Annotated in this window: 2 protein-coding genes; both read right to left on the bottom strand. The window is 43.2% G+C overall.

The window, feature by feature from the left end; translation table 11 throughout:
- Positions 1 to 227 (bottom strand): multidrug efflux SMR transporter (locus H5072_RS20630; protein ID WP_182694660.1); only part of this gene is annotated, 227 nt, incomplete at its 3' end.
- The coding region (locus tag H5072_RS20625) for a carbon-nitrogen hydrolase family protein (RefSeq protein WP_182694659.1) at positions 227 to 821 on the bottom strand (595 nt) is incomplete at its 5' end. The genes H5072_RS20625 and H5072_RS20630, both read right to left, overlap by 1 nt.

The raw sequence follows: 821 nt of genomic DNA, 5'->3' as shown, positions 1-821 counted from the left end.
ATTCCCACTAAAAACGTACCGGCGGCCCCAATACCTGTCCATACGGCGTATGAGGTACCCATTGATATTTGCCTTTGTGCAAGCCACAACATAAAACCACTAGCGACTAAAAATACCACCGCTATTGCTATGCCTTGCCAGCGTGTATCAGCGTTTTGCGAAATTTTTAAGCCAATCGGCCAGCCAATTTCAAGTAACCCAGCAATAATTAAGTACACCCACGCCATTAAACGTCTCTCTTTTTAACAATCACTTCGTATAAATCTTCGCGGCGATCTTTTAAATTACGCACTGTGCCTTCGCTGTGAAGTATTTTAAGCTTATCCATATCAAGGTCACTAAATAGCAGCATTTCGGTGTTTGGTGTGGCTTCGTTAAGTGTTGCATCGTGCGGGAACGAAAAGTCCGATGGCGTTAATACCGCCGATTGTGAGTACTGCACATCAAGACTTTCTACCTCTGGTAAATTACCCACCGAACCTGCAATTACCACATAACATTCGTTTTCTATTGCACGCGCTTGTGCACAGTGGCGCACACGTAAATAACTGTTTTTAGTATCAGTCCAAAATGGCACAAACAGAATATCTAACCCTTGTTTGGCCAATATGCGTGAAAGCTCAGGAAACTCTACATCGTAACAAATTTGAATACCTACACGACCGGCATCGGTATCAAACACGGCAATTTTATCGCCGCCTTGAATAACCCAATCGTTTTGCTCATGCGGGGTTATGTGTATTTTACGTTGCTCGTCTATTTTACCGCTACGATGGCACAGGTAACTTACGTTATAAATTTTATCATCTTCGGCAAGTGGC

The organism is Pseudoalteromonas sp. SR45-5 (genome assembly GCF_014163565.1).
GTDB lineage: Bacteria > Pseudomonadota > Gammaproteobacteria > Enterobacterales > Alteromonadaceae > Pseudoalteromonas > Pseudoalteromonas distincta.
This window is presented reverse-complemented; position numbering and strand designations above follow the sequence as displayed.